6 protein-coding genes are annotated in these 6,310 nt (G+C 68.0%); 3 read left to right on the top strand and 3 right to left on the bottom strand.

Annotation, left to right across the window (positions count from 1 at the left end; translation table 11 throughout):
• Positions 1–108: 108 nt before the first annotated feature.
• Positions 109–576 carry a RidA family protein gene (locus tag ACWCRB_RS37060; RefSeq protein ID WP_451000254.1) on the bottom strand — a complete coding sequence of 156 codons (468 nt, stop codon included), beginning with the start codon at positions 574–576 and terminating at the stop codon, positions 109–111.
• Positions 573–731 carry a DUF4177 domain-containing protein gene (locus ACWCRB_RS37055; protein ID WP_086785308.1) on the bottom strand — a complete coding sequence of 53 codons (159 nt, stop codon included), beginning with the start codon at positions 729–731 and terminating at the stop codon, positions 573–575. The genes ACWCRB_RS37060 and ACWCRB_RS37055 overlap by 4 nt, the downstream gene beginning before the upstream one ends.
• 95 nt (positions 732–826) lie before the next feature.
• On the opposite strand from ACWCRB_RS37055, the gene ACWCRB_RS37050 reads away from it, so the two are divergent.
• Both ACWCRB_RS37050 and ACWCRB_RS37045 read left to right on the top strand, forming a co-directional pair.
• On the top strand, positions 827–1,804 hold the full coding sequence (locus ACWCRB_RS37050) for an ArsA-related P-loop ATPase (protein WP_451000253.1): 978 nt from the start codon (positions 827–829) through the stop codon (positions 1,802–1,804).
• Positions 1,801–3,231, top strand: a complete 1,431-nt coding sequence (locus ACWCRB_RS37045) for an ArsA family ATPase (protein ID WP_451000252.1) — start codon at positions 1,801–1,803, stop codon at positions 3,229–3,231. Before ACWCRB_RS37050 ends, ACWCRB_RS37045 begins: the two co-directional genes overlap by 4 nt.
• A gap of 10 nt (positions 3,232–3,241) precedes the next feature.
• Here ACWCRB_RS37045 and wblA read toward each other — a convergent pair whose 3' ends face one another.
• On the bottom strand, positions 3,242–3,580 hold the full coding sequence (wblA, locus tag ACWCRB_RS37040) for a transcriptional regulator WblA (RefSeq protein WP_198655578.1): 339 nt from the start codon (positions 3,578–3,580) through the stop codon (positions 3,242–3,244).
• A gap of 409 nt (positions 3,581–3,989) precedes the next feature.
• Here wblA and ACWCRB_RS37035 point away from each other — a divergent pair, with 409 nt between their 5' ends.
• Positions 3,990–6,272: a transglycosylase domain-containing protein gene (locus tag ACWCRB_RS37035; RefSeq protein WP_451000251.1), complete on the top strand. Its 2,283-nt coding sequence runs from the start codon at positions 3,990–3,992 to the stop codon at positions 6,270–6,272.
• The last annotated feature ends 38 nt before the right edge of the window (positions 6,273–6,310 follow it).

Here is a 6,310-nt window from a genome sequence, read left to right as displayed (position 1 = left end):
GGACGGGCTGACCAACTCAGCCCGTCCGGCGTTTGAGGACAAGGGGGTTCGGGGGCGGAGCCCCCGAGGATGGGACGGGTAGGGGCGGCGGGGGCGAAGAAAAGCTCCCTACGCCTCCGTCAGTTCCACCTGGATCTCGACCTCCACCGGGGCGTCCAGGGGCAGGACCGCCACCCCCACCGCGCTGCGGGCGTGGACGCCCTTGTCGCCCAGTACCTCGCCGAGGAGTTCGCTCGCGCCGTTGATGACCCCGGGCTGGCCCGTGAAATCCGGTGCCGAGGCCACGAAGCCGACGACCTTCACGACACGCGCGACGCGGTCGAGGTCGCCGGCGACCGATTTGACCGCCGCGAGCGCGTTCAGCGCACACGTGCGGGCCAGGCCCTTCGCCTCCTCCGGCGTGACCTCCGCGCCCACCTTCCCCGTGACCGGAAGCTTTCCGTCCACCATCGGCAGCTGGCCCGACGTGTACACGTACACCCCGGACCGGACGGCCGGCTGGTACGCGGCGAGCGGCGGCACCACCGCCGGTAGCGTCAGGCCCAGTTCGGCGAGCCGGGACTCCACCGCGCTCACGGCTTCGGCCGCTTCAGGTAGGCCACGAGCTGCTCGGGGTTGTTCGGCCCGGGCACGACCTGGACGAGCTCCCAGCCGTCCTCGCCCCAGGTGTCCAGAATCTGCTTCGTGGCGTGGACGAGCAGAGGCACGGTCGCGTATTCCCACTTGGTCATGCGGCCGACTTTAGCCGCTGTCACCAGCCGCCTCGCACGCACGTTGTCCACAGCCTCCGGCGTAGCTCGGAGCCGGACTGGTTAACCTCGAATACGTGAGCAGGTTCCAGGTCGTCAGCGGTAAGGGCGGGACCGGAAAGACCACGGTCGCCGCAGCGCTCGCGCTCGCCCTCGCCACCGAGGGGAAGCGCGCGCTTCTCGTCGAGGTCGAGGGCAGGCAGGGCATCGCGCAGCTCTTCGAGACCGAAGTGCTGCCCTATGAGGAGCGGAAGATCGCCGTCGCTCCCGGTGGCGGGGAGGTGTTCGCCCTTGCCATCGACCCCGAGCAGGCGCTGCTGGACTACCTCCAGATGTTCTACAAACTCGGCAGCGCGGGCCGCGCCCTGAAGAAGCTCGGCGCGATCGACTTCGCCACCACCGTCGCCCCGGGCATCAGGGACGTACTCCTGACCGGGAAAGCGTGCGAGGCGGTGCGGAGGAAGGACAAGAGCGGGCGGTTCGCCTACGACTACGTCGTCATGGACGCCCCGCCGACGGGCCGGGTCACCCGTTTCCTCAACGTCAACGACGAGGTGGCCGGGCTCGCGAAGATCGGCCCGATACACAATCAGGCGCAGGCCGTGATGCGCGTACTCAAGTCGCCGGAGACCGCGGTGCACCTGGTGACGCTGCTGGAGGAGATGCCCGTCCAGGAGACCGCGGACGGTATCGCCGAGCTGCGGGCGGCGAAGCTGCCGGTGGGGCGGATCATCGTCAACATGGTGCGGCCCGAGGTTTTGGACGAGGACGAGCTGGAACTCGTACGGGCGGCTCCTCGTACCGCGCTCGCGAAGTCCCTGTCGGCCGCCGGGCTCGGCGGGGCGCGGCGCGGCGGGAACGCCGAGAAGCTGGTGGACCCGCTGCTGACGCAGGCCGAGGAGTACGCCGAGCGGTATGCGCTGGAGCACGAACAGCGGTCCGTGCTGGCCGAGTTGCGGCTGCCGACGCACGAACTGCCGCTGTTCACCGAGGGCATGGACCTGGCGGGTCTGTACGAACTGGCCAACGAGCTGCGGAAGCAGGGGATGTCATGAGTCCGGAGCCCACGTCCTCGTACCCGCAGGACGGTGGCACCCGTCATCGGCTGTCCCCTGCGCGCGCCCTCGAAGTCGATCCGCTGATCGACGATCCGGGGACCCGGATCGTGGTGTGCTGCGGGGCCGGTGGGGTCGGCAAGACGACCACCGCGGCGGCGCTCGGGCTGCGGGCCGCCGAGCGGGGGCGGAAGGTGGTCGTGCTCACCATCGACCCGGCCCGCAGGCTCGCCCAGTCCATGGGCATCGACTCGCTCGACAACGTGCCGCGGCGGGTCAAGGGCGTCGAGGGCGGCGGCGAACTGCACGCCATGATGCTCGACATGAAGCGGACGTTCGACGAGATCGTCGAGGCGCACGCCGACCGTGAGCGGGCTGCCGCGATCCTCAACAACCCCTTCTACCAGTCGCTTTCGGCGGGCTTCGCGGGCACGCAGGAGTACATGGCGATGGAGAAGCTGGGGCAACTGCGCTCGCGCGACGAGTGGGATCTCATCGTCGTCGACACTCCGCCGTCGCGGTCCGCGCTGGATTTCCTCGATGCTCCCAAGCGGCTCGGGTCGTTCCTCGACGGGCGGCTGATCCGGCTGCTGACGGCGCCGGCGAAGCTGGGCGGGCGCGCGGGGATGAAGTTCCTGAACGTCGGGATGTCGATGATGACCGGCACCCTGGGCAAGCTGCTGGGCGGCCAACTCCTGAAGGACGTCCAGACGTTCGTGGCCGCGATGGACACCACCTTCGGTGGTTTCCGTACCCGCGCCGATGCCACGTACCAGCTGCTGCAGGCGCCCGGCACGGCGTTCCTGGTGGTGGCGGCCCCGGAGCGGGACGCGCTGCGCGAGGCCGCGTACTTCGTGGAGCGGCTGGCCGCGGAGGACATGCCGCTCGCCGGACTGGTGCTCAACCGGGTCCACGGCAGCGGCGCCGCCCAGCTGTCGGCCGAGCGCGCACTCGCCGCCGCGGAAAATCTTGAAGAGCCCCGCATTGTGGATCAGGAGGACGGGAAAGCTGGTCTTCGTAACTCTCCCGACACGTACGGCAGTTCAGAACCCCAGGTTTCCGAGACACCAGCTCCCGCAGTTCCCGAGACACCCGGTCCCGCAGTTCCTGAGGCAGACGTCGAAGAACACGTCGAAGGCTCCCCCATCGCCACCGACAGTGCCCCGACGGCCGAAGCGAACGACCCCACCGTCGAACAACTCACCGCAGGCCTGCTCCGGCTGCACGCCGACCGTATGCAACTGCTCTCCCGCGAGCAGCGCACACGTGACCGCTTCACCGCGCTCCACCCGGAGGTGGCTGTGACCGAGGTCGCCGCACTGCCCGGCGACGTCCATGACCTCGCGGGACTGCGGGACATCGGCAACCGGCTCGCGACCGACCGGCCGGAGCTGCCGGAGCCGAAGCTGCCGGAGGCGAGTGAGTGAGCGGGACGGCTCAGCCCACCGCCAAGTAACTCTCGTACACCTCTTCCTCGTCGAGGGGCAGGATTCCCACCCCCCGCTCGTACTCCGTTCGCGCTGTTTCGAGCAGCCGACGCCATGAGGTGACGGTGGGACGCCTGCGCAGCAGTGCGCGGCGCTCCCGCTCCGTCATTCCTCCCCACACGCCGAACTCGACGCGGTTGTCGAGCGCGTCAGCCAGGCATTCCGTGCGTACCGGACATCCGGTGCACACCGCCTTGGCCCTGTTCTGCGCTGCTCCTTGAACGAACAGTTCATCCGGATCGGTAGTGCGGCAGGCCGCCTGCGCACTCCAGTCGGTTACCCAGCCCATACCGGCGCCGTCCTCTCCCGAATCGAGGCTCCCCCACGGCGGCAGCGGCATATTCACCGCCGCCAGTTGAGGACGTTACGGAAGGTGGGCACAGCGCAACACCCCCTTCGGGCCCAATCTTGAATGGCCCGAACGGACTATGGGTAAGCGGCAGATCACCCGGGGGAGTGAGCGACCGACATGCGTGACCATCCCGGCAAAGCGGGACAGTTCAGCTGGGCCACAACGGACACCTGGTGACACACAAGGCGGATTCGGGCACGTACTCACCAAAAAAAGTTGGACTACATCCGAAACGATTCGGGTCTCACGGACGTATTGATACGTGACCTCACTGCTGTGACAGTTGTGAGCAGCTTAGGCCAAGGCCTGTACGCGTGTCCGGCGAATGAGAACGTAGGCTGCCCTCATGCCAAACAAGCGATCGGGTGGGGGCCTGTCGGCAGCGCAGCAGGTTGCCAAGTTCCTCGGTGTCAGCGTGCTCGCGGGAGCCGTCATGGCGGGCATCGCGCTGCCCGCCGCCGGCGCACTGGGCCTCGCGGCCAAGGGTTCGGTCGAGGGGTTCGACGAGATCCCGGCCAACCTCAAGCGCCCGCCGCTGAGCCAGCGCACCACGATCCTGGACGCCAAGGGCGGCCAGCTCGCCACGGTGTACTCGCGTGACCGCACGGTCGTGGAGCTGAAGGACATCTCGCCGTACATGCAGAAGGCGATCGTCGCGATCGAGGACTCCCGGTTCTACGAGCACGGCGCGATCGACCTCAAGGGCGTCCTGCGCGCCCTCAACAAGAACGCGCAGAGCGGCGGCGTCTCGGAAGGCGCCTCCACGCTCACGCAGCAGTACGTGAAGAACGTGTTCGTCGAGGAGGCGGGCGACGACCCGACGAAGGTCGCGCAGGCCCAGCAGCAGACCATCGGCCGCAAGGTCAAGGAGCTGAAGTTCGCGATCCAGGTCGAGGAGGAGCTGGGCAAGAAGAAGATCCTCGAGAACTACTTGAACATCACGTTCTTCGGCCAGCAGGCGTACGGCGTCGAGGCCGGCTCCCAGCGCTACTTCTCCAGGTCCGCCAAGGACCTCACCCTCCCCCAGGCGGCCCTCCTGGCCGGCATCGTCCAGTCGCCGAGCCGGTACGACCCGGTGAACGACCCGGCGGAGGCCACCAAGCGCCGCAACACCGTGCTCCAGCGCATGGCGGAGGTCGGTGACATCACCCCGCAGGAGGCCGCCGAGGCAAAGACGAAGCCGCTCGGCCTCAAGGTCAGCAAGCCCAAAAATGGCTGCATCGTGGCGGCCAAGGGCGCGGGCTTCTTCTGCGACTACGTCCGCGAGGTCTTCCTGAACGACCCGGTCTTCGGCAAGACCCAGGAGGACCGGGCCAAGATCTGGAACCGGGGCGGCCTGACCATCCGGACGACGTTGGACCCGCAGGCGCAGAAGTCGGCCCAGGCATCCATCAAGGACCACGTCAAGCAGGGCGACGACGTGGCCACCGCCGCCACCATCGTCGAACCCGGCAGCGGCAAGATCCTGGCGATGGGCCAGTCACGGCCGTACGGCATCGAGAACAAGCAGAACGAGACGACGATCAACCTGTCCGTCGACCAGGCCATGGGTGGCGGAGCGGGCTACCAGCCCGGTTCGACGTTCAAGCCGATCGTGGCCGCCGCCGCGATCGAGGGCGGCATGCCGGCGACGCAGCAGTACCCCTCGCCGTACGAGATGGACTACCCGAGCCCGATCTCGGCGTGCGACGGCAAGAACTGGGTGAACCAGGAGAACTCCAAGCTCACCAATGAGAACGAGTCCGAGGTCGGGCCGTACGGCATGAAGGAAGCGACCGCGAAGTCGGTCAACACCTACTACGTGGAGTTGATCTCGGACATCGGCATCTGCCCGGTGACGGAGATGGCCGCGAAGATGGGCGTCGAGCGCGCCGACGGCGGCAAGTTGCAGCAAGCCCCGTCGATCGCCCTCGGCACCCAGGAGATGTCGCCGCTGACGATGGCGAACGCCTACGCGACCTTCGCCTCGCGCGGTATGTACTGCACGCCGGTGGCCATCGAATCGATCACCCAGCGGGTCGGCGAGGAGACGAAGTCGCTCGAGGTCCCGAAGTCGACCTGCTCGCGGGCGATGTCCGAGACCACCGCCGACACCATCAACACGCTCCTCAAGGGCGTGGTCGAGGACGGTACGGGGACCCAGGCAGGCCTGGGCAGCCGCCCCAGCGCCGGCAAGACCGGTACGACGGACTTCCGTTACGCGGCCTGGTTCGTGGGCTACACGCCGAACATGGCCGGCGCCGTCTGGGTCGGCGACCCCGCGCACAAGCGCAAGATGACGAACATCACCATCGGCGGCGTCTGGCACGAAAAGGTGTTCGGTGGTGAGGTGCCCGGCCCGATCTGGCGCGACATGATGAACGGGGCCCTGGAGGGCAAGGACGCCCCCGACTTCAATCTCGTGAACATCCCGGACCCCCCGAAGGACACAGGCGACGAGAACGGCGACGGAAACGACGACGGGGACAACGGAGACAGTGGCGGCAATAACGGCGGCGCCACGGACGGCGGTGGCGGCGGCACGGACGGTGGCACGGACGGCGGCACCTTCCCGACGCCCTCCTTCTCCCTCCCGGAAGGCTTCATCCAGGGAACGAGCAACGGAAACGGCAACGGAGGCCGCGGCTGACTCCCGCTCTCCCGGGCGTAATTGCGCCAGTTAGGCGC

The organism is Streptomyces sp. NPDC002156 (genome assembly GCF_053593675.1).
The sequence above is the reverse complement of the archived record's forward strand: the minus strand, read 5'-3'. Positions and strand labels throughout refer to the sequence as shown.